The organism is Streptomyces sp. NPDC031426, assembly GCF_055581585.1.
Genome location: NZ_JBVIJE010000009.1, coordinates 73,919 through 93,618 on the forward strand (window position 1 = coordinate 73,919; position 19,700 = coordinate 93,618).

Sequence of the window (19,700 nt, forward strand, 5' to 3'; positions counted from 1 at the left end):
CTCGGTCCGCGCAGTGGACACGGCACCGGCGTTGTCGTACCCGCGCGGCACAATGGCATCCATGACCAGTACGACCGGGACTCCCCGGCCCAGCAGCCTCGACCCGGAGATCGCCGCCCGCCTCAAGCGCAGCGCGGACGGTCTCCTGCCCGCCATTGCCCAGCAGTACGACACCGGTGAGGTGCTCATGCTCGGCTGGATGGACGACGAGGCGCTGCATCGCACCCTGACCACCGGCCGCTGCACCTACTGGTCCCGCAGCCGCCGCGAGTACTGGGTCAAGGGCGACACCTCGGGTCACGTCCAGTGGGTGAAGTCGGTCGCGCTGGACTGCGACGCCGACACCGTCCTGGTCAAGGTCGACCAGGTGGGCGCGGCCTGCCACACCGGGGCGCGCACCTGCTTCGACGAGGACGTGCTCCTCAAGGACGCCGATTCCGCCGCTCCGGCATCTGATCAGTAAGGTCGGCCGCCATGGACCTCGAGACCTTCCGCAAGCTCGCCACCGACCGGCGCGTCATCCCCGTGACGCGCAAGCTCCTCGCCGACGGCGACACCCCGGTCGCGCTGTACCGCAAACTGGCCGCCGAGCGCCCCGGCACCTTCCTGCTGGAGTCCGCGGAGAACGGCCGCTCCTGGTCCCGGTACTCCTTCGTCGGCGTCCGGTCCGCCGGGACGCTGACGGAGCGCGACGGACAGGCGCACTGGCTCGGCACGCCGCCGGTCGGCGTGCCCACGGACGGCGACCCCCTGAAGGCCCTGCGCGCCACGATCCAGGCCCTGCACACCCCGCAGCAGGAAGGACTGCCGCCCTTCACCGGAGGCATGGTCGGCTATCTGGGCTACGACATCGTCCGCCGCCTGGAGAAGATCGGCCCCGGCGAGCGCGACGACCTGAAGCTGCCCGAGCTGACCATGCTTCTGACCAGCGACCTCGCCGTCATGGACCACTGGGAGGGCTCGGTCCTGCTGATCGCCAACGCGATCAACCACAACGACCTCGACACCGGTGTGGACGAGGCCTACGCCGACGCGGTGGCCCGGCTCGACGCCATGGAGGCCGACCTCACGCGCGCGGTCGCCCAGCCCCCTGCCGTGCTGCCGCCCTCCGAACTGCCCGAGTACACCGCGCTGTGGGGCGGCCCCGACTTCCAGGTGGCCGTCGAGGACGTCAAGGAGCGCATCCGCGCGGGCGAGGCCTTCCAGGTCGTGCCCTCCCAGCGCTTCGAGACCCCGTGCAGCGCGAGCGCCCTCGACGTCTACCGGGTGCTGCGGGCCACGAACCCCTCCCCGTACATGTACCTGTTCCGCTTCGAGGGCTTCGACGTCGTCGGCTCGTCCCCCGAGGCGCTGGTGAAGGTCGAGGACGGACGCGCGATGGTCCACCCCATCGCCGGCACCCGGCCCCGCGGGACCACCCCGCAGCAGGACCAGGCCCTCGCCGAGGAGCTGATGGCCGACCCCAAGGAGCGCGCCGAGCACCTGATGCTCGTCGACCTCGGGCGCAACGACCTCGGCCGGGTCTGCGAGCCCGGCTCCGTCGAGGTGGTCGACTTCATGTCCATCGAGCGCTACTCGCACGTCATGCACATCGTCTCGACCGTCACCGGCAGGGTGGCCGAGGGCCGCACGGCCTTCGACGTGCTCACCGCGTGCTTCCCGGCGGGCACCCTCTCCGGCGCCCCCAAGCCCCGCGCGATGCAGATCATCGACGAACTGGAGCCGTCCCGGCGCGGCCTGTACGGCGGCTGCGTCGGCTATCTGGACTTCGCGGGCGACTCCGACACCGCGATCGCCATCCGCACCGCCCTGCTGCGGGACGGCACGGCATACGTGCAGGCCGGAGCCGGCATCGTCGCCGACTCCGACCCGGTGGCGGAGGACCAGGAGTGCCGCAACAAGGCGGCGGCGGTCCTCCGCGCGGTGCACACGGCCAACAGGCTCAACTCATAGGGGAGTTCAGCCGGTGAACGCGGCGGTGCCGTTCGGGGTGCCGAGCCCGGTCGGCCCGTCGTACCCGGTGGTGCCGGTGCACAGGTACGAGCCGCCGCAGCTGCCGTTGGAGCCGCTGGTGACGTCGTTCAGCGCCGAGGTGTGCGCGTACGGGAAGGACGCCGGGTAGGAGCCGGCGGACGGGGCGCCGGCCAGCGCGTAGGTCGCCGCGATCAGCGGGGAGGAGGCGCTGGTGCCGCCGAAGACCATCCAGCCGCTGCCCTGCCCGTAGGTGTCGTACACCGCGACACCGGTGTTGGGGTCGGCGACCGCCGAGACGTCCGCGACCGTGCGGTTCGCACAGCCGGAGTCCTTCTGCCAGCTGGGCTTGGCGTCGTACGCGGAGCAGCCGGAGCCGGCCCCGCTCCACACCGTGTCCGTCCAGCCGCGCGAGTTGGAGGCCGTGTTCAGGGACGTGCCGCCCACCGCCGTCACGTACTTCGAGGCCGCCGGGTACTCGACGCCGTAGCCGTTGTCACCGGAGGAGACGGTGATGGCGACACCCGGGTGGTTGAAGTAGGAGGAGTCGTAGGTCGCGTCGCTGGCGGACTCGGAGCCGCCGTAGCTGTTGGAGACGAACTTCGCGCCCAGCCGGACCGCGGTGTTCACGCCCGTACCCAGGTTGGTCATGCTGGAGGAACTCGCCTCCACCAGCAGGATCTTGCAGTTCGGGCAGGCCGCGCTGACCATGTCGAGGTCGAGGGAGATCTCCTCGGCCCAGCCGGAGTTGCCGCGCGGGTACTTGGTGCCGCCGTTCTGGTCCACCTTCTTGAAGCAGCCGTTGGCGGTCGTGCAGGCGGACAGGCCGTACTGGGAGCGGTAGACGGCGAGGTCGGACTCGGCGTTCGGGTCGTCGTAGGCGTCGACGATCGCCACCGTCTGTCCCGAACCGCCGCTCGCGGAGGGCAGGTTGTACGCCGCCTGCAGCGAGGCCGGGCCGTAGCCGGAGGGCGCGGCGGCCGCGGTCTGATCGCTCTCGGCGTGCGCCGACTTCGGGGTGCCCGAGGTGACCTTGAGGGCGTTGCAGGCCATCTCGCCCTTCTGCGTCGGGGCGCCGCAGGCATGCGCGACGGCGACGCCGTGGGACGAGGAGGCGGTGGCCTGGGCGGCCTGGCCGACCGGGGCGGCCAGGGCGAGGGCGGCCGTGGCGAGTGTGGCCACGGCGGTGAGGGAAGCGGTTCTGCGCAACGTACGTCCTCCGCGAGGTGGGTGAACCGGGAAGGGCTGTGGGGGGTGCGCGAGTGCCACCACGGCGTGTGGTGTCGTGCCGCGGTGGCGCAGAACGTACGGATGGCGGGGCCACGTCAACAAGATGGATGTTGAACTGCGAACGTTCCTTTGCGGTTCCTGGGACGTTCATGTGCGGTTCGTGAGCGGATCATGGCCGAAACTCGACCCACCCATGGCTTGACGGACCCGGGTGACGGTTCGCACGGGGTTCAGGCGATAGTGGAGTGCGTGACTGCTGTTCCTCACCCTCGTACCGAAGCCGCCGAGCCCGTCCGCTCCGGCCGGCGGAGCCTCGCCGTGGCCCTCCTGTGCGGTGCGCTCGGCGCGGCCGTGGCGCTGCTCGCCACCCGGCAGCGCTGGGCCGAGGGCACCGCGACGGTGGCCGGCGGCGCGTTCCCGCTGACCGCCAAGGGCAGCGACATCACGGGCGTCCCCGCGGCCCTCGCCATAGTGGGCCTCGCCGCGCTCGTCGCCGTCTTCGCCGTCCGCAGGGCCGGCCGGCTGGTCGTCGCCGGGCTGCTCGCGCTGTCCGGCGCCGGCATCATGGCCGCCGCGCTCGTGTCCGCCTCCGACAGCTCGGCGCTGGACGAGAAGGCCGCACAGGCGAGCGGCGACACCTCGGCCACCGTCGCCGCGCTCAGCCACACCGGCTGGCCCTACGTCGCGGCCGCCGGCGGACTGCTGATCCTGCTGGCCGGCCTGCTGGCGCTGCGCTACGGCAACCTGTGGCCCGCCATGTCCGGCCGCTACGAGCGCGGCACCGACCGCCCGCGCCGCAAGGCCCGCCCGGTCGACCCGGAACGGCCCGAGGAGATCTGGAAGGCCCTGGACCGGGGAGAGGACCCCACCGGGACCTGAACCGAGGGCCCGGGTGTGGCGAACCAGACGCCACCCCCGCGTCCGGCACGGGCGCGCGTACGGGACAATGGACGACGAGCGTCCGGCTCGGACAGTGACGGTCGGGCTCGGAGCCGTACGACACGTACGCCGCTCTTCTGGGACACGTACACAGCAACGAGGAGCACAGACATGGCGGGCAGCAGCCACGGCCACGGTCACACCCCGGCCGCCTGGACCGGTGTCATCATTTCCTTCATCGGTTTCTGCGTCGCGGGCGCCTTCATGGTGATGGCCCAGCCGGTCGGCTTCTGGGCCGGCATGGTGCTGATCCTCGGCGGCGCGGTGGTCGGCGGCATCATGCGCGCCATGGGCATGGGCCAGAAGCAGGTCCCTCTCCAGCTGAGCGGTGCCCCCCTCGCGACCCGTGAGCCGGCCGGCGCGGAGAGCTGAAGCCCGGACACCGCATCCCCGAGGGGCGGCCCGGCACCCGCGGAGGGTGCGGGCCGCCCCTCGCGGTGTCCAGGGGATTCCGGTGGCCGGACGCGCGTGCCGCCGGACCGCGGAGGACAATGATCGGGTGAACGCCGAGAGCCGTCCGTTCCCGCTCGTCGCCCGTACCGCGCCCGCCGGCCCGGTGTGGCGGCGCCTCGCCGTCCCGGCGGGGCTCCTCGCGGCCGTCGCCGGGGCCTTCGCCTACGTGGGCGCCGTCGACCCGAACGAGCCCGGCCACTACCCGGTCTGCCCGCTGTACCGGATCACCGGCCTGTACTGCCCCGGCTGCGGCGGACTGCGCAGCGCCCACGCCTTCGTCCACGGCGACCTGCTCACCGCGCTGCGGGACAACGCGCTGGGCGTGGCCGCCTACCTGGGCTTCGCGGTGCTGTGGACCGTATGGGTGGTGCACGCCGTGCGCGGCCGGCCGGTGCGGCTCGATCCGCGGCCGGCGCACCTGTGGGCGCTCGGTGCGCTGCTGCTGGTGTTCACGGCTGTCCGGAACCTGCCCTCGGGCGGCTGGCTGCACCCTTGATCACATAGTGGAGGTCCAGGTAGTGGGACCGGCGTCCACCGGATGCGAGGGCTCCGCGCTCCTGCGGATACCATCGCAATGACCACGGGTTTTCAAAACCTGAAGGAACCACCGTCTGAAAGGGGGCCGCTCGCGTGAGTGTGCTCGACGAGATCATCGACGGAGTCCGTGCCGACCTCGCGGAGCGGCAGGCACGCGTCAGCCTCGACGAGCTCAAGGAGCGCGCGGCCAAGGCTCCCGCCGCCAAGGACGGGGTGGCCGCGCTCAAGGGCGACGGCGTCAAGGTGATCTGCGAGGTCAAGCGCTCCAGCCCCTCCAAGGGCGCGTTGGCGGCGATCGCCGACCCGGCCGGGCTCGCCGCGGACTACGAGGCGGGCGGCGCGGCCGTCATCTCCGTCCTCACCGAACAGCGCCGCTTCGGCGGCTCGCTGGCCGACCTGGAGGCCGTCCGCGCGCGCGTGGACATCCCGGTGCTCCGCAAGGACTTCATCGTCACGTCGTACCAGCTGTGGGAGGCCCGGGCGTACGGCGCCGACCTCGCCCTGCTGATCGTGGCCGCCCTGGACCAGCCGGCCCTGGAGTCGCTGATCGAGCGCGCGGTGTCGATCGGGCTCACCCCGCTCGTCGAGGTGCACGACGAGGACGAGGTCGAGCGGGCCGTGGACGCGGGCGCCAAGGTCATCGGCGTCAACGCGCGCAACCTCAAGACCCTTGAGGTGGACCGCGGCACGTTCGAGCGGGTCGCGCCGGAGATCCCCGACCACATCGTCAAGGTCGCCGAATCCGGTGTCCGTGGCCCGCACGACCTGATCGCCTACGCCAACGCCGGCGCCGACGCGGTCCTGGTCGGCGAGTCCCTGGTCACCGGGCGCGACCCCAAGACCGCCGTCGCCGACCTGGTCGCCGCGGGGGAGCACCCCGCGCTGCGGCACGGCCGGAGCTGATCATTCGGTAGGCTGACCCCGATGACTCTCACCGTGACGACCGTCGACCGGTACGCCCGCCTGGCGCGCGGCTGCCGCCCAAGGGGCTGCCGCGCCCCGGCGAGGCGCGTCCACGGCCGCAGGGTGCGGTACGTCATCGGCGATGAGCCCGGGCAGGTCAACGGCATGCGATGGCAGCAGCCAACCCAAGGGGCGCGGGGCTCTGTTTGATTTGCGGCTACCGCCGCGCGGGCGCGACAAGCCACTGACGGCCCGCAGTCAAAGGACAAATCCCCGCCCCCACGGCGAATAGTGTCTTTTCACACGCACTCACCGTGAGGTTTCGGCATGCCCAGCAACTTTTTCTTCCCTGATCCACAGGGTCAAGTCCCCAGCGCCGAAGGCTACTTCGGCGCGTTCGGCGGCAAGTTCATCCCGGAGGCCCTCGTCGCCGCCGTGGACGAGGTCGCCGTGGAGTACGACAAGGCCAAGCACGACCCCGAGTTCGCCCGGGAACTCGACGACCTGATGGTCAACTACACCGGCCGCCCCAGCTCCCTCACCGAGGTCCCGCGTTTTGCCGCGGAAGCGGGTGGCGCTCGCGTGTTCCTCAAGCGCGAGGACCTCAACCACACCGGCTCCCACAAGATCAACAACGTCCTCGGTCAGGCGCTGCTGACCAAGCGGATGGGCAAGACGCGCGTGATCGCGGAGACCGGGGCCGGCCAGCACGGCGTCGCGACCGCGACCGCCTGCGCCCTGTTCGGCCTCGACTGCACCATCTACATGGGCGAGGTCGACACCAGGCGCCAGGCCCTGAACGTGGCCCGCATGCGCATGCTCGGCGCCGAGGTCGTCGCGGTGAAGTCCGGCAGCCGCACGCTCAAGGACGCCATCAACGAGGCGTTCCGCGACTGGGTGGCGAACGTCGACCACACCCACTACCTGTTCGGTACGGTCGCCGGCCCGCACCCCTTCCCGGCCATGGTCCGCGACTTCCACCGAGTGATCGGCGTGGAGGCCCGCCGCCAGCTCCTGGAGCGCGCCGGGCGCCTGCCCGACGCCGCGATCGCGTGCGTCGGCGGCGGCTCCAACGCCATCGGCCTCTTCCACGCCTTCATCCCCGACGAGGGGGTCCGGCTCATCGGCTGCGAACCGGCCGGGCACGGCATCGAGACCGGTGAGCACGCGGCCACCCTGACCGCCGGCGAGCCGGGCATCCTGCACGGTTCCCGCTCGTACGTCCTGCAGGACGACGAGGGCCAGATCACCGAGCCGTACTCCATCTCGGCCGGTCTGGACTACCCGGGCATCGGCCCGGAGCACTCCTACCTCAAGGACTCCGGCCGCGGCGAGTACCGCGCGATCACCGATGACGCGGCCATGCAGGCGCTGCGTCTGCTGTCCCGCACCGAGGGCATCATCCCGGCCATCGAGAGCGCCCACGCCCTCGCCGGCGCCCTGGAGGTCGGCAGGGAGTTGGGCAAGGACGGCCTGATCGTCGTCAACCTGTCCGGCCGCGGCGACAAGGACATGGACACCGCCGCCCGCTACTTCGGCCTGTACGACACCGACGCCGAGGTGGCCGCCGACGAAGCCGACACCGCCGAGATCGAGGGGGACGCCAAGTGAGCGGGAAGATCCAGCTGCTGTCGGACACCCTGGCCGCCGCCAAGGCCGAGGGCCGGTCCGCGCTCATCGCCTACCTCCCGGCCGGGTTCCCGACCGTGGACGGCGGCATCGAGGCGATCAAGGCCGTCTTCGGCGGCGGGGCGGACGTGGTGGAGGTGGGACTGCCGCACAGCGACCCCGTCCTCGACGGCCCGGTCATCCAGACCGCCGACGACATCGCCCTGCGCGGCGGCGTCAAGATCGCCGACGTCATGCGCACGGTCCGTGAGGCGTATGAGGCCACCGGGAAGCCGGTGCTCGTCATGACCTACTGGAACCCCATCGACCGCTACGGCGTCGAGCGGTTCACCGCCGAGCTGGCCGAGGCGGGCGGCGCGGGCTGCATCCTGCCCGACCTGCCCGTCCAGGAGTCGGCGCTGTGGCGGGAGCACGCCGAGAAGCACGGCCTCGCGACCGTGTTCGTCGTGGCGCCGAGCAGCAAGGACGAGCGGCTCGCCCAGATCACCGCGGCGGGCAGCGGCTTCGTCTACGCGGCCTCGCTGATGGGCGTCACCGGCACCCGCGAATCCGTCGGCGCGCAGGCCCAGAACCTGGTCGAGCGCACCCGCGCCACCGGCACCGGGCTGCCCGTCTGCGTCGGGCTCGGCGTCTCCAACGGCGCTCAGGCCGCCGAGGTCGCCGGCTTCGCCGACGGCGTCATCGTCGGCTCGGCCTTCGTGAAGCGGATGCTGGACGCCCCCGACCACGCGGCGGGCCTGGAGGGGGTCCGCGAGCTGGCCGGGGAGCTGGCGAAGGGCGTGCGCGGAGAGGCGTAACCGCAGGTCACTTTCCCTATCAGAACACCCCCGTCAGAACATTCGCTCACCCGAACGGGTGGACCTGGGACCGGGGAGGCGCGCTGCGCCTCCCCGGTTCGTTCTGGGGGTGTGAGCGAGAAGAACCGTGACGGAAAGCGCACCGCCCGGGAGCGGCTGGCGGTCGAGCGTGAGAAGCAGAAGGCCGCGGAGAAGCGGAGGCGCACGCTGATCGTGGGCGTGAGCATCGTCTGCGTCCTCGGCCTCGCGGCGGTGATCGGCGTGCTCGCCGCGAACGCCGGCAAGAACAAGAGCAGCGAGAAGGCGGGCCCGGTCGTGGCGCCCTCGGGCGCGCAGGGCAAGGACAGCCTTGCCGTCCCGGTCGGCAAGGACGGCGCCAAGTCGACGCTCACCGTCTGGGAGGACGTCCGCTGCCCGGCCTGCCAGGCCTTCGAGACCGCCTACCGCCCGACGCTCCACGAACTGGCCGACTCCGGCAAGCTCAGAATCGAGTACCACCTGGTCCGGCTGATCGACGGCAACCTCGGCGGCACCGGCTCCCTGCGCGGCGCCAACGCCGCGGCCTGCGCCCAGGACGCCGGAAAGTTCCGCGATTACCACGACGTGCTGTACGCGAACCAGCCCAAGGAGACCGACGACGCGTTCGCGGACAACGCCAAGCTGATCGACCTGGCCGGCAAGGTCGGTGGCCTGGACACCCCCGCGTTCCAGAAGTGCGTCAAGGACGGCACCCACGACAGCTGGGTCAACAAGTCCCACAAGGCCTTCCAGACCAGCGGTCTCAACTCCACGCCCACGGTCCTGCTCGACGGCAAGAGCATCTACCCGCAGCAGGGCATGACCCCGGCCAAGCTCAAGCAGATGGTGGAGGCGGCCAACCGTCGGTAAGGATCTTGCTTCCGCCGCCCGTTTTCTCACGCCCCCGTTATGGACCCGTAGCCGGGCTGCTTGCCGTCACCACGGCCCGGCACGGTAGCGTCGGACTTGCCATGGAACTTGCCTACATTCCCAGCCCGTCGCGCGGGGTGCTGTATCTCGGCCCCATCCCGCTGCGCGGCTACGCCTTCTGCATCATCATCGGCGTCTTCGTCGCCGTCTGGCTCGGCAACAAGCGCTGGATCGCCCGCGGCGGGCGGGCCGGTACCGTCGCCGACATCGCGGTCTGGGCTGTGCCGTTCGGTCTGGTCGGCGGCCGGCTCTACCACGTGATCACGGACTACGAGCTGTACTTCAGCCCGGGCCGTGACTGGGTGGACGCCTTCAAGGTGTGGCAGGGCGGCCTGGGTATCTGGGGCGCGATCGCGCTCGGCGCGCTCGGCGCGTGGATCGGCGCGCGGCGCCGGGGCATCCCGATGCCGGCGTACGCCGACGCCGTCGCCCCCGGCATCGCGTTCGCGCAGGCCATCGGCCGCTGGGGCAACTGGTTCAACCAGGAGCTGTACGGCCGTGAGACGCATGTTCCCTGGGCCCTGCACATCACCTCCTCCGAGGGCGGCCGGGTGCCGGGTTACTACCACCCGACCTTCCTGTACGAGTCGCTGTGGTGCATCGGCGTGGCTCTCCTGGTCATCTGGGCCGACCGCCGCTTCACGCTCGGCCATGGCCGCGCCTTCGCCCTCTACGTCGCGGCCTACTGCGTGGGCCGCGGCTGGATCGAGTACATGCGCGTGGACGACGCGCACCACATCCTGGGCCTCCGCCTGAACGACTGGACCGCGCTGATCGTGTTCCTGCTGGCGGTGACGTACATCGTGGTGTCGTCCAAGAAGCGGCCGGGCAGGGAAGCGGTGGTCGAGCCCGGTGTCGCCGAGGGTCCGGCCGACGGTACGGAAGCTGCCGACGAGGCCGAGGACAAGGCTGAGGACAAGCCCGAGGACAAGCCCGAGGACAATGCCGAGCCGGAGGCCGTGGAAGCCGCGGAGGCCGCGGAGGCGAAGGGCGAGGCCGAGTCGGCGACCAAGAAGAGCTGACCGCTGGTCTTACGACGCCGAGGGCGCCCGGAGTTCGTTCCGGGCGCCCTCGGCGCGTGCGGGCGGGGGAGAAAGGTCAGGCTCTCGCCGCCAGGGACAGGGTGCGGTGGGCCATCGCCACCACCGCCGCGTCGATGAATCTGCCGTCCGGGAGGGCCTGGGCGCCCTCTTTCGTCGCGGCTGCCTTCAGGACCGTCTCCGCGTGTTCGATCTCCGCCGGGGTGGGCAGGTAGGCCCGTTCGATCACCGGGAGCTGCCGGGGATGGATGGCCGCGCGGCCCAGGAAGCCGAGGGAGCGGCCATGGGCGCAGGAGGCGGCGAGGCCGTCCAGATCGCGGATGTCGGGGTGGACCGACTGCGGGGGTGGGGCGAGGCCGGCCGCGCGGGCGGCGACGATCACCCGGGAGCGCGGCCAGTCGAGGCCCGCGTCGGACCGTACCCCCAGGTCGGCCCGCAGATCCGCCTCGCCGAGGGCGATGCCCCGCAGGGCGGGGTGGGCGGTGGCGATGGCGTGCGCGTGCTCGATGCCGAGGGCCGACTCCAGCAGCGCGTACAGCGGCACAGGGGTGGCGGCGGCGACCTGCCTGATCTCGGCCGGACCGGTCACCTTCGGGAGCCGCAGGGCCGCCAGGCCGGGAAGCGCGGCGAGGGCCGCCAGATCGGCCGCGGCCCAGGGGCTGTCCGAGGCGTTGACCCGGACGTGGACCGGGACCGGCTGGGGGTCGGTGAGCAGCTCGGCCGTGGCCGCACGGGCGTGCTCCTTGCGGTCCCGGGCGACCGCGTCCTCCAGGTCGATCACCACCACGTCGGCGCCCGCGGCCAGCGCCTTGGCCACCACGGGCGGGCGGTCGCCGGGGACGTAGAGCCAGGTGAGCGGGTGCGGGGTCACAGGGCGCCCTCCTCGCGCAGGGCGCGCAGCTCGGCGGGGGTGAGGCCCAGCTCGGTGAGCACGGCCTCGGTGTCCGCGCCGTGCGGGCGGCCGGCCCAGCGGATCGCGCCGGGCGTCGCGGAGAGCCGGAAGAGGACGTTCTGCATGCGCAGCGGGCCCAGCTCGGGGTCGTCGACGGTGGTGACCGTGCGCAGCGCCTGGTACTGGGGGTCGGCCAGGACGTCCCGGACGTCCTGGACGGGGGCCACGGCCGCCTGAGCCTTCTCGAAGGCCGCGAGGACCTCGGCGCGGGTGCGGGCGGCGATCCAGGAGCCGACCGCCTGGTCCAGGACGTCGGCGTGCGCGGCGCGGTCCGCGCCGGTGGCGAACCACGGTTCCTCGGTCAGCTCCGGGCGGCCCACCAGGCGCAGCACCCGCTCCGCGACCGACTGCGCGGAGGTGGAGACGGCGACCCAGTGGCCGTCGGCGGTGCGGTAGGTGTTGCGCGGGGCGTTGTTCGCGGACCGGTTGCCGGTGCGTTCCTGGACATGGCCGAGCTGGTCGTACCAGGTGAGATGGGGGCCGAGGACCGACAGGATCGGCTCGATGATCGCCATGTCGACGACCTGCCCGGCGCCGGTGCGCTCCCGTGCGGACAGCGCGGTGAGCACGGCGTAGGCGGTCGCCAGGCCCGCGACCGAGTCGGCGAGCCCGAAGGGCGGGAGCGTGGGCGGCGCGTCCGGCTCGCCGGTGATCGCGGCGAAGCCGCTCATCGCCTCGGCGAGGGTGCCGAAGCCGGGACGGTGCGCGTACGGCCCGAACTGCCCGAAGGCCGTCACCCGGGCGAGGACCAGCCGGGGGTTGGCGGCCGCCAGTTCCGCCCAGCCCAGATCCCACTTCTCCAGGGTGCCCGGGCGGAAGTTCTCGATCACGACGTCGGCGGTGGCGGCGAGCCGGAGCAGGGTGGCACGGCCGCCGGGCGTGGACAGGTCCAGGGTGATGGTCCGCTTGTTGCGGCCGAGCACCTTCCACCACAGGCCGACGCCGTGCTTGGCCGGGCCGTGCCCGCGGGAGGGGTCGGGCCGCTCCGGATGCTCGACCTTGATCACCTCGGCGCCGAAGTCGCCGAGCAGCGTGGCGGCCATGGGGCCCGCGAACAGGGTCGCCAGGTCCAGCACCCGCAGACCGGACAGGGGCGGGGGATTCGTCGTACTCATGCGTCGTCGTACCTCACGCCGTGAACTGGGCGTCGATCTCCGGGCGGTACGGCATCGACACCGACGCCCCGGCCCGCTGGACGGAGATCGCCGCGGCGGCCGCAGCCCAGGACAGGGCCTCCTGTACCGGTTTCTCCTCGGCGAGGGCCACCGCGAGCGCGCCGACGAAGGTGTCACCGGCGCCCGTGGAGTCGACGGCGGTCACCTTCGGCGCCGGCGTCACGAGCGGCTCGGTGCCCCGGGCCAGATACAGGCTGCCGGTGGCGCCCAGGGTGACGGCCACCTCCGGCACCAGGTCCAGCAGGGCGGCGGCGGCCTCGCGCGGGTCGGTGCGGCCGGTGAGGGTGACCGCCTCGTACTCGTTGGGCACCAACAGGTCGGTCGCGGCGAGGAGTTCGGGCGGCAGCGGCTGGGCGGGGGACGGGGTGAGCACCGTACGGACCCCGTGTCGGCGCGCCGCCTGCGCACCCGCCACGACCGCGCGCAGCGGGATCTCCAGCTGCAGCAGCAGGGCGTCGGCGGAGGCGATCACTCCCTCGTCGCCGGGGGAGAGGTGGTCGACGGTGCCGTTCGCGCCGGGGATGACGACGATGGAGTTGGCGCCCTCGTCGTCCACCACGATGTGCGCGGTGCCGGACGGTCCCTCGACCGTGCGCAGAGAGTCGGTGTCCACGCCGGAGTGTTCGAGGATGTCGCGCAGCCGCAGCCCGAAGGCGTCGTTGCCGACCGCGCCGATCATCGAGACGGTGGCGCCGGCGCGGGCCGCGGCGATCGCCTGGTTGGACCCCTTGCCGCCGGGGATGGTGTGGAACTCGCGCCCCGTCACGGTCTCGCCGCGCTGCGGCGCCTTCGCGACATAGGTGACGAGGTCCATGTTCGTGCTGCCGAGGACGACGATGTGGGTCATGGGCGGGTCGCCTCCAGGTGGGTGAGATGGGCGAGGGTGTCGAAGCCGGTGCCGTCGAAGTCGGCGACAGTGGTGGCGAGCCGGTTCTTCAGCGGGGCCCGCCAGCGGTCGGGGAGCGCGGCGGGGTCGCCCGCGAGCAGTCCCGCGATGCTGCCGGCCGTGGCGCCGGCGGAATCGGTGTCCAGGCCCCCCGAGACCGCACGGCAGACGGAGCCGGTGAAGTCGCCGTCAGCGTGGGTGAGGGCGGCGGCGATCAGGGCGGTGTTGGGGATGGCGTGCACCCAGTGGTGGGCGGGGGAGTAGCGGGCGTGGAGCTCGTCGACGACGTCGTCGAAGTCCTCGTGGGACTCGGCCAGTCGGACGGCGTGGTCGATCGCCCGCGCGAGCCGGGAGCGGGGCGGGATCACCCGGCGGCCGGTGCGCAGACAGGTGTGGACGTCCTGGCTTCCGGTGGCGGCGGTGGCGATGACGGCGGCCGTGAACATCGCCGCGTAGACGCCGTTGGCGGTGTGGGTGAGGACCGCGTCGCGGTGCGCCTGTCCGGCGGCGGCGCCCGGGTCGCCGGGGTTGGTCCAGCCGTGCACATCGGCGCGGATCAGGGCGCCGATCCACTCGCGGAAGGGGTTGCGGTGGCGGGCGGTGTGCGGGGGCTCGATGCCGGTGAGGAGGTTGCGGCAGGCGACGCGTTCGGCGGTGAAGGTGCGGCCGGGCGGGAGTTCGTCCAGCCAGAGCCGGGCCACGTCGGCGGTGCTGAAGGTCCTGCCGTGACGACGGAGGAGCAGAAGGTTCAGGAGGGGGTAGTTGAGGTCGTCGTCCTCCGGCATGCCGTCGATGTTCTCGGCGAGGGAGGTGGGGGCGGAGCGGCGGTTCCAGGGGTACTGGGCGAGGAGGTCCTCGGGGATGCCGCGGGCCGTGAAGTACGTGGTGAGGGGCCAGTTGCCGGTGGCCTGGGCGAGGGCACGGATGCCGTCGAGGGGGAGCTTTTCGACGGGCTTGCCGAGGAGGCACCCGATGGCCCGGCCGAGCCAGGCGGCTTCGAGGGCGGCCGGGGTGGGGGCCGGCCGGGGGTGGGTTTCGCTCGCCCGCGCCGGCGGGTCCGGCCAGTTGGGGCACAGGGACTTGATGCGGGCCAGGTCGGTCGGCTCGTCGTGGGACAAGCCGCTGGGAAGGTCGGCCAGTTCGTCCAGGAGGTCTTCGGCCAGGAGGCGCAGATACCGCGAGACGCCGTGGGCGGACGCGCCCGCCCGGGGCGGCGCGTCCGGGCCGCCCGCCGCTCGCCACCGTGCCTCGATCGCCGACGGCTCCCGCCCGTCCAGGCGGGCCTGGCGCAGCTCGTGGCCGAGCAGGTCCTCCGGCTGGACCCAGGTCAGTCGGAGCATGCGGAGCCTCCGAGGGCGATGAACGCCCGCTCGTGCGCGCGCCGCCGGCGCACGTCCCGTTCGAAGACCTCCCGCGCGACCCCGGCCAGCGTGCGGGCCGGCTCCCACAGGTCCAGCCGGCTGGCCTCCGCCACCGTCTTCGCCCAGTCCTCCGGGACGGGCGAGCCCAGGGCGCCCGCGAGGGCACCGGCCATCGTGGCGATCGAGTCGCAGTCGCGGCCGTAGTTGACGGCACCGAGGACGGCGTGCCGGTAGTCGCCGCCGGAGACCAGCACCATGCCCAGCGCGATGGGCAGTTCCTCGATCGCGTGCAGCCGGGAGGGACGGCGGGCGGCCAGGGAGGGGGCGCGGTAGTCCGGGCCGACGGTGTCGTACGGCGCCACCGCCGCGCGCAGCGGCCCCAGCGCCGACTCGAAGTCCCTGTGGCCGCGGGCCACTTCGCAGACCTTCTCGATCGCCTCGCGCGTGCCGTCCTTCGCCAGGGACAGACAGGCGGTGACGACCGAGTCCGGGGTCGCGCCCGGGGTCGCGGCGGCGGCGACGGCCGCGGCGAGGACACCGGCCGCCTCACGGCCGTACGACGACTGGTGCGCACCGGCGATGTCCAGTGCCTCGGCATAGGCGGCGGCCGGGTTGGCGGCGTTGACCAGACCGACGGGGGCCGTGTACATCGCCGCGCCGCAGTTGACGATGTTGCCGACGCCGGCCTCCCGGGGGTCGGCGTGACCGTAGGCCAGCCGGGCCACGAGCCATTTCTCGGCGAGGAAGAGGCGGTGCAGCGGCAGGGCCTCGGTCTCCAGCTCCGGGATCCAGCGCGGGTTCGTCATCAGGTCCGGGACCAGGTGGTCGGCGATCGCGTACGCGTCGAGGTGGTCGCGGACGCGGGCGTACACCCGGATCAGTGCATGCGTCATCAGGGTGTCGTCGGTGACGTGGCCGTCGCCCTTGTGGTAGGGCGCGATGGGGCGGGCGGTGCGCCAGTCGTCGCCGTGCCAGGGGCCGACGACGCCGTGGACGCGGCCGCTGTGGCGCTCGGCGATCTGGTCGGGGGAGTACCCCTCGACCGGGCCGCCGAGGGCGTCGCCGACGGCGGCTCCGACGAGGGCGCCGGTGATCCGGTCGTCCAGACCGGGGGGGCATGGTGGGCTGCTTTCGTCTTCTTTGAGTCCTTTGGACTCCATGGGCGTCATGCCCCGAATCATCCTCCTGGGCGGGCCGGTTGCGCGGCTTCCAGGAGTCCGGCGAGTTCCACCAGGTCGGTGCCGCTGAGACGGGGCAGGACGCAGCCGGACAGGGTGCGGCAGGCGTCCCGCCAGGTCTCCGGCACGGCCGCGCCACCCCCGAGGGCTCCGGTGAGGGCGCCCGCGAGGGCCGGGGCCGAGTCGGCGACCCGGGACAGGCAGGCGGCGGCGGGCACGGCTTCGGCGATACGGCCGCGGGCGGCGGTGGTCAGGGCGAGGGCGACCGGGACGGTCTCGGCGGCGGCGATGCCGTAGCTGTAGACGTGGTCGACGATCTGGTGCTCCAGGGGCGGGACGAGGGCGAAGGCGGAATCGCCGTCCTCGGCGAGGGCGAGCGCGTGGCGGGCGTTGCGGCCGATCTCGGTGTCGGGCGGGAGTTCGGCGAGTGCGGCGGTCACGCAGGTGTCCGTCCCGGCGTCGGCGAGGGCGAGCGCGAGGGCCGCGGCCATGGCACGGGCGCCGTGCACGCCGTCGCCGTCCTGGGTGTAGCGGGCGTCGAACTCGGCGAGCGCGGCGGCGCGTTCGGGGTCGCCGGGGTGGGCGACGGCGAGCACGCAGGCGCGGACGCAGGCGGCGTCGTCGAAGTAGTGCGGGTTGTCGTGGCCGGTCGCGGGCGGACGCAGGCCGGCGGCGAGGTTGCCGAGGCCGGAGCGGACGGAGATGCGGGCGCGCAACGGGAGCACGGCGGACTCCACCTCGGGTGCGCGCTCCGCCGCGGCGGCGACCTCCGCGGCCACGGCGGTCCAGGTGAGGTCGATTGCTGCGCGGGTACGGCGCTCCCGGCTGAGGTCGCCGAGGGCGTCGTCGTCGCCGGCCCGCAGCACCGCCTCCGCGGCGAAGGCCGCCCACTCGGCGTCGTCGGAGGGGCCGAGGCGGAGGGGGTCGGGGGGTTGGTTGAGGGCGATCGGTACCGGAAGGGTGGTGGTGGCGTTCTGCTCGGCGAAGGTGTCCAGCTCGCGGGTGAGGCGACGGGTCCACTCGGGCATACGGCTGGCCCGGTGCCGTGCGGCCGGCCAGCCGGCGGCGTCGCCCGCGGCCAGGCCGAGCAGGAGTCCCTCGATACGGCGCGCTGTCATGACTGCACCTCGCTGTCCGGGTGCCCGGAGTTCCCCGCCCCAACCAGGGGGCTCCGCTCCCTGGCCCCCCGCTCGGCCACCCGCCCGCCTGACTCCGGCAGCACCCCCGGAAGCACCACCCCCACCCCCCACTTCCCGCCCTCCCCCGGTACCAGCAGCTCCGCCACGTCCAGGATGTGGTGGCCCGCCATGGACGGCAGGCAGCGGCCCCGGGCCGGGCCGATGGCGGAGGACCAGGTGGGCGGGATCGCGGAGACGCCGTGGGTCGCGCCCGACAGGGCGCCGGCCACCGCAGCCGTCGTGTCCGCGTCGCGGCCCATGTTGACGGCCGTGAGGACCGCCTCCCCGAAGTCGCCGTCGGCCGCCGCGTACGCGCCGAAGGCGAGGGCGACCGCCTCGGGGGCGAGGTCGGTCCAGGGGTAGCCGCCGATGACGACCGCGGAGCGGACCGCGCGTTCGCCGCGGTGGGCGACGGCCACCGCCCGGCGCAGGGAGCGCGCCGTCCAGGAGTCCTCGGGGATCACCGCCAGGGCGGAGGCGATCACCACCGGAACCGGCGCGCCCGTCATCGCCGCCGCCACCCCCGCCGCGACCGCCTGGCCGCCGTAGATGCCCTCGCCCTCGTGACTCACCGAACCGTCGATCGCCACCAGCCGGGCCGCTTCGGCGGGGCGGCCCGCGGCGAAGACCCCGAAGGGGGCCGCCCGCATGGCCAGACCGTCGCTCCAGGCGTGCCGGTGCTGGGCCGAGATCGGGGCTGCGAGACCCCGGCGCAGGTTCTCCAGCGTGCCGCGCTCGCTGAAGCCCGCGCCCCGGAAGGGGCCCTCGGCCCGGTCGGCGATCCACTCGTGCCAGGCCGCCTCCACATGCGCCGGGGTCAGCGCCGAGCCGTGCCGGGCGAGCAGCAGGCCCGAGAAGATCGCGTACTCCGTGTCGTCCGTGCCGGACGGAACCTCGGCCACATAGCCCGTGATGCGGCCCCAGCGGGCCCGGATCTCGGACGGCTTCAGGTTCTCCGCCGGCGCTCCCAGCGCGTCCCCGACGGCCAGGCCGAGCAGTGCCCCGCGGGCCCTGTCCCGGAGACCGGCGGCGTCGTCGGGCGCCGAGGCCGGGGGAGTACAGGCGATCGATGCCATGGGCGGACTCCTTCGGGGCCAGGAAGGCGCTTTGCGGATGTGTGCCACGGCATGCGGCCGCACGAGCCCCCGCACTGCTCGAAGTCACCCGCTTGGCATCTGAGCAAGATCATGCACGGATGAGCAAAGACCGGTAAAGGTGCAGGTTAGCCCAGCCTTTCCTTGCTGGCGGGAGCGGAAGAAGGGACGTAGGTTCAGTGTTGTCGAAAAGTAGAACTCATCCAAAGTTAGCTTTGGCTAAGCTATCCGGGGGGCCCGCATGGCCGTCATCGAAACCCAGGCCGCGCTGCACGAAGCGCACCGCGACAACCACACGCACCGCGATGTCAACGGCGGCTGGCTGCGCCCCGCCATCTTCGGCGCCATGGACGGTCTTGTCTCCAACCTCGCCCTGATGACCGGCGTGGCCGGTGGGTCCGTGAGCCAGCAGACCATTGTCATCACCGGCCTCGCGGGGCTGGCGGCGGGTGCCTTCTCCATGGCGGCGGGCGAGTACACCTCGGTGGCCTCCCAGCGGGAACTGGTCGAGGCCGAGCTCGATGTCGAACGCCGTGAGCTGCGCAAGCACCCCCAGGACGAGGAGGACGAGCTCGCGGCACTGTACGTCGCCCGGGGTGTGGAGCCCGCCCTGGCCCGGGAGGTCGCCCGCCAGCTGTCCAGGGATCCCGAGCAGGCCCTGGAGATCCACGCCCGCGAGGAGCTGGGCATCGACCCCGGTGACCTGCCCTCGCCGCTGGTCGCCGCCGTCTCCTCCTTCGGGTCCTTCGCCCTCGGTGCCCTGCTGCCCGTGCTGCCGTTCCTGCTCGGCGCGAGCGCGCTGTGGCCCACCGTGCTGCTCGCCCTCGCCGGACTCTTCGGCTGCGGTGCCGTGGTGGCCAAGGTGACCGCGCGCAGCTGGTGGTACAGCGGCCTCAGGCAGCTCGCGCTGGGCGGTGCGGCGGCCGGTGTGACGTACGCCCTGGGCACCCTGATCGGAACGGCCGTAGGATAGCGCCGCCGGTACCTATGCGTTGGGCCGCATAGGTAGCCGCGAAGGCCCGTTACTCGCTGGTTTCGAGTGCGTGACCACCGGGCATGAGCCGTAAGCGCTGTGGGCAATGACGCCTGCCGCACCCCCGCGGGGTGAGTGACAACGCTCCCCCCGCCCCCCCCATCGGGCCGCCGGACGCCGATCCGACCGATCTCGTCCGTCCGGTCCCCCTCACACGTTCGCCGCCACCGCGCGGCACCCAGACCGTCATGTGCGGTCCCGCCGCCACGCGCGGCACCCCGCCGCCCCGGCGCGGCACCTACGCCACGGACCCCGTGGTGTCCGCATGTTGGAACGGTGTATCCGCTTCCTGGGAACCACCCCATCATGTAACCTGCACGAAATTTTGAGATCACGCAGAGGGCCAACGTCGTCCCTCGGCACCTGCCACATGCCTGATGACGACGACGGGAGAGC

At 72.8% G+C, this 19,700-nt stretch carries 20 protein-coding genes; 12 read left to right on the forward strand and 8 right to left on the reverse strand.

Going from position 1 to position 19,700, the window contains the following annotated elements; translation table 11 throughout:
* Window positions 1–61 precede the first annotated feature (61 nt).
* Window positions 62–463 (forward strand): phosphoribosyl-AMP cyclohydrolase, encoded by a 402-nt coding sequence (hisI, locus tag ACZ5NH_RS20230; RefSeq protein ID WP_388621365.1) that lies wholly within the window; start codon window positions 62–64, stop codon window positions 461–463.
* Window positions 464–474: 11 nt separating this feature from the next.
* Entirely contained in the window at window positions 475–1,953 is a 1,479-nt protein-coding gene (locus ACZ5NH_RS20235) for an anthranilate synthase component I (protein ID WP_468777030.1), read from the forward strand.
* A gap of 6 nt (window positions 1,954–1,959) precedes the next feature.
* Here ACZ5NH_RS20235 and ACZ5NH_RS20240 read toward each other — a convergent pair whose 3' ends face one another.
* A complete protein-coding gene (locus ACZ5NH_RS20240; RefSeq protein WP_468777032.1) occupies window positions 1,960–3,180 on the reverse strand; it encodes a S53 family peptidase in 1,221 nt (406 codons plus the stop codon).
* 261 nt (window positions 3,181–3,441) lie between these two features.
* Between ACZ5NH_RS20240 and ACZ5NH_RS20245 the strand changes: the two genes are divergently transcribed.
* From ACZ5NH_RS20245 to lgt, 9 genes are all read left to right on the forward strand, one after another.
* Window positions 3,442–4,080: a TIGR02234 family membrane protein gene (locus tag ACZ5NH_RS20245; RefSeq protein ID WP_468777395.1), complete on the forward strand. Its 639-nt coding sequence runs from the start codon at window positions 3,442–3,444 to the stop codon at window positions 4,078–4,080.
* A 171-nt stretch (window positions 4,081–4,251) separates the two neighbouring features.
* Window positions 4,252–4,512, forward strand: coding sequence for an HGxxPAAW family protein (locus tag ACZ5NH_RS20250; RefSeq protein WP_468777034.1), 261 nt, complete (start codon window positions 4,252–4,254; stop codon window positions 4,510–4,512).
* Window positions 4,513–4,639: 127 nt separating this feature from the next.
* On the forward strand, window positions 4,640–5,089 hold the full coding sequence (locus tag ACZ5NH_RS20255; protein ID WP_451004068.1) for a DUF2752 domain-containing protein: 450 nt from the start codon (window positions 4,640–4,642) through the stop codon (window positions 5,087–5,089).
* 134 nt (window positions 5,090–5,223) lie between these two features.
* Window positions 5,224–6,033: an indole-3-glycerol phosphate synthase TrpC gene (gene trpC, locus ACZ5NH_RS20260; RefSeq protein ID WP_055708900.1), complete on the forward strand. Its 810-nt coding sequence runs from the start codon at window positions 5,224–5,226 to the stop codon at window positions 6,031–6,033.
* A gap of 21 nt (window positions 6,034–6,054) precedes the next feature.
* A complete protein-coding gene (gene trpM, locus ACZ5NH_RS20265; protein ID WP_388621355.1) occupies window positions 6,055–6,243 on the forward strand; it encodes a tryptophan biosynthesis modulator TrpM in 189 nt (62 codons plus the stop codon).
* A 117-nt stretch (window positions 6,244–6,360) separates the two neighbouring features.
* Entirely contained in the window at window positions 6,361–7,644 is a 1,284-nt protein-coding gene (trpB, locus tag ACZ5NH_RS20270) for a tryptophan synthase subunit beta (RefSeq protein WP_388621353.1), read from the forward strand.
* A complete protein-coding gene (gene trpA / locus ACZ5NH_RS20275) occupies window positions 7,641–8,459 on the forward strand; it encodes a tryptophan synthase subunit alpha (protein ID WP_451556177.1) in 819 nt (272 codons plus the stop codon). Before trpB ends, trpA begins: the two co-directional genes overlap by 4 nt.
* A 111-nt stretch (window positions 8,460–8,570) precedes the next feature.
* On the forward strand, window positions 8,571–9,347 hold the full coding sequence (locus ACZ5NH_RS20280; RefSeq protein WP_451556176.1) for a DsbA family protein: 777 nt from the start codon (window positions 8,571–8,573) through the stop codon (window positions 9,345–9,347).
* Window positions 9,348–9,448: 101 nt separating this feature from the next.
* Window positions 9,449–10,429, forward strand: a complete 981-nt coding sequence (gene lgt / locus ACZ5NH_RS20285; protein ID WP_468777037.1) for a prolipoprotein diacylglyceryl transferase — start codon at window positions 9,449–9,451, stop codon at window positions 10,427–10,429.
* Window positions 10,430–10,505: 76 nt separating this feature from the next.
* Here the strand turns inward: lgt and ACZ5NH_RS20290 are convergent, their stop codons facing one another.
* From ACZ5NH_RS20290 to ACZ5NH_RS20320, 7 genes are read right to left on the reverse strand one after another with little or no spacing between them, the layout of a single operon-like run.
* Entirely contained in the window at window positions 10,506–11,318 is an 813-nt protein-coding gene (locus ACZ5NH_RS20290) for an HpcH/HpaI aldolase/citrate lyase family protein (protein ID WP_388621346.1), read from the reverse strand.
* On the reverse strand, window positions 11,315–12,514 hold the full coding sequence (locus ACZ5NH_RS20295) for a CaiB/BaiF CoA transferase family protein (RefSeq protein ID WP_468777039.1): 1,200 nt from the start codon (window positions 12,512–12,514) through the stop codon (window positions 11,315–11,317). The genes ACZ5NH_RS20290 and ACZ5NH_RS20295 overlap by 4 nt, the downstream gene beginning before the upstream one ends.
* Before the next feature lie 13 nt (window positions 12,515–12,527).
* Window positions 12,528–13,421, reverse strand: coding sequence for a ribokinase (gene rbsK / locus ACZ5NH_RS20300; RefSeq protein WP_468777041.1), 894 nt, complete (start codon window positions 13,419–13,421; stop codon window positions 12,528–12,530).
* The gene (locus ACZ5NH_RS20305; RefSeq protein ID WP_468777043.1) at window positions 13,418–14,800 is read right to left on the reverse strand and encodes an ADP-ribosylglycohydrolase family protein; all 1,383 of its coding nucleotides are present in this window, start codon (window positions 14,798–14,800) and stop codon (window positions 13,418–13,420) included. Before ACZ5NH_RS20305 ends, rbsK begins: the two co-directional genes overlap by 4 nt.
* Window positions 14,788–15,981, reverse strand: a complete 1,194-nt coding sequence (locus ACZ5NH_RS20310) for an ADP-ribosylglycohydrolase family protein (RefSeq protein WP_468777397.1) — start codon at window positions 15,979–15,981, stop codon at window positions 14,788–14,790. The genes ACZ5NH_RS20305 and ACZ5NH_RS20310 overlap by 13 nt, the downstream gene beginning before the upstream one ends.
* A gap of 17 nt (window positions 15,982–15,998) precedes the next feature.
* Window positions 15,999–17,117 (reverse strand): ADP-ribosylglycohydrolase family protein, encoded by a 1,119-nt coding sequence (locus ACZ5NH_RS20315; RefSeq protein ID WP_468777045.1) that lies wholly within the window; start codon window positions 17,115–17,117, stop codon window positions 15,999–16,001.
* Complete coding sequence (locus tag ACZ5NH_RS20320; RefSeq protein WP_468777047.1) at window positions 17,114–18,253, reverse strand: ADP-ribosylglycohydrolase family protein; 1,140 nt, start codon at window positions 18,251–18,253, stop codon at window positions 17,114–17,116. The genes ACZ5NH_RS20315 and ACZ5NH_RS20320 overlap by 4 nt, the downstream gene beginning before the upstream one ends.
* Before the next feature lie 259 nt (window positions 18,254–18,512).
* On the opposite strand from ACZ5NH_RS20320, the gene ACZ5NH_RS20325 reads away from it, so the two are divergent.
* Complete coding sequence (locus tag ACZ5NH_RS20325; protein WP_468777049.1) at window positions 18,513–19,244, forward strand: VIT1/CCC1 transporter family protein; 732 nt, start codon at window positions 18,513–18,515, stop codon at window positions 19,242–19,244.
* The last annotated feature ends 456 nt before the right edge of the window (window positions 19,245–19,700 follow it).